Consider the following 2099-nt stretch of genomic DNA (forward strand, 5'->3'; position numbering starts at 1 on the left):
GCGGCCCGCGCGGCGGCTACCGGCTCGGCCGGCCGCGCGGACGGATCACCCTGGCGGAGGTGGTGGACGCGGTCGCCGGCGACGACCCGGCGGCCGAGGACGCGGCCGGCGCGCTGCAGGACACCGTGGTCGCCCCGGTCTGGCAGGAGCTGGAAGCCACCGTCCGCGCCCGGCTGGCGGCGCTGACGCTCGCGGATTTGCTGCGCCGGGCGGAGGCGGCGGGCATGACCCGGCCGGAGGCGGAGCCGCTGACGTTCTCAATCTGACGGTCGCGCACGGGGGATACGACAAAGGCACATCTTGCATCGTGAGTTTTTCTGTATAACTACCGACGACGGCGATTTGGCCGCTCGGCGGGAGTTTGGGCGATGGCGCGTGGTCCTTCGGGTCGTGGTCCTTCCGGCGTGGAGCGGCTGAAGGAATCCAGCCGGCATCTGCGCGGCGCCCTGGCCGAGGAACTGGCCGCCGGCGGCACGCAGGTGACCGAGGACGGCTACAACCTGCTGAAGTTCCACGGCAGCTACGAGCAGTTCGACCGCGACACCGCGACCGCCCGCAAGCAGCGGGGCGAGGAGAAGGAATACTCCTTCATGGTCCGCGTCCGCATGCCGGGCGGCCGGCTGACCGCGGCGCAGTACCTCGCCTTCGACGCGCTCGCCAACGACCGGGCCAACGGCACGCTGCGCATCACCACCCGCCAGGGCGTGCAGTTCCACGGCGTGGTCAAGGGCGACCTGAAACCCGCGATCGCCGAGATCAACGACACCCTGCTCACCACCATGGCCGCCTGTGGCGACGTGGTGCGCAACGTCATGACCTCGCCCGCGCCGGTGCGCGACGCGGTCCATGCGCGGCTCGATCAGGACGCGCGCCTGCTGTCCGCCGCCCTGCTGCCGCGGTCGCGCGCCTATCACGAGATCTTCCTCGACGAGGCACCGACCGACGCGCCGGAGAGCGAGCCGCTTTACGGCGCCACCTACCTGCCGCGAAAGTTCAAGATCGGGCTGGCGATCCCGCAGGACAACACGATCGACGTCCTGACCAACGATCTCGGCTTCATCGCCGTGTTCGAGGGCGACACTCTGATCGGCTACAACCTCGCGGTCGGCGGCGGCCTCGGGATGACGCATAACCGGCCCGACACCTACCCGCGCCTCGCGAGCGTCATCGGCTCGGTCGGGCCGGACGACCTGATCGCGGCGGCCGAGGCGGTGATCGCCCTGCAGCGCGACCACGGCGACCGCAGCGACCGCAAGCGCGCCCGGCTGAAATACGTCGTCGATGCGCACGGGGTCGACTGGGTGCGCGCGACGCTCGCCGACCGCTACGGCCTCGATCTGCGCGAGACCCTGCCGACGCCGCCGCTCGCGGTGCCCGACCTGCTCGGCTGGCACGACCAGGGAGACGGGCGGTGGTGGCTCGGCGTGCCGGTGCCGTCCGGCCGCATCGCCGACACCGACACCGCCCGCCTGCGCACCGCGCTCCGCGAGATCATGCGCGACTTCGCCGCCGATCCGGTGATGACGCCGCAGCAGGACGTGCTGCTGACCAACATCGCCGCCGACGAGCGCGCGGCGGTGGAGGGCGTGCTCCGCGCCCATGGCGTGCGGCTCGACGCCGACCAGACGATGCTTGAACGCTGGACGCTCGCCTGCCCGGCGCTGCCCACCTGCGGCCTCGCGCTGACCGAGGCGGAGCGGGTGCGGCCGGAGATCGTCGGCGCGCTGGATGCGGTGCTGGCGCGGCACGGCCTGTCGGGCGAGCGGATCAGCCTGCGCATCACCGGCTGCCCGAACGGCTGCGCGCGCACCTATGCCGGCGATATCGGCCTCGTCGGGCGCATGCCGGGCCATTACGCGATCTATGTCGGCGGCGATTTCGAGGGCACGGTGCTGTCGGAAAAGCTGCTCGACCGCGTGAAGCAGGAAGATCTGGCCGCGACGTTCGAGCCGCTCTTCGCCGCCTGGGCCGCCGAGCGCACGCCCGGCGAGGCGTTCGGCGCCTTCTGCCGCCGCGTCGGCCTGGAGACGCTGCGCGAACGCGCCGGCACCCCCGCGACGCGCGCCGCCTGAGGCGCCGGGGCGCGCCTCAGCCCATCC

2 protein-coding genes are annotated in these 2099 nt (G+C 72.4%); both read left to right on the forward strand.

Annotated elements, in window-relative coordinates; all coding sequences use genetic code 11:
• Positions 1-266: Rrf2 family transcriptional regulator (locus tag B8460_RS21965; protein WP_048861966.1), on the forward strand; the 266-nt coding region annotated here is incomplete at its 5' end.
• A 102-nt stretch (positions 267-368) separates the two neighbouring features.
• Positions 369-2072 carry an NADPH-dependent assimilatory sulfite reductase hemoprotein subunit gene (locus B8460_RS12670; protein ID WP_048861967.1) on the forward strand — a complete coding sequence of 568 codons (1704 nt, stop codon included), beginning with the start codon at positions 369-371 and terminating at the stop codon, positions 2070-2072.
• The last annotated feature ends 27 nt before the right edge of the window (positions 2073-2099 follow it).

It is taken from the genome of Acidisphaera rubrifaciens HS-AP3 (assembly GCF_000964365.1).
Classification (GTDB): Bacteria; Pseudomonadota; Alphaproteobacteria; order Acetobacterales; family Acetobacteraceae; genus Acidisphaera; species Acidisphaera rubrifaciens.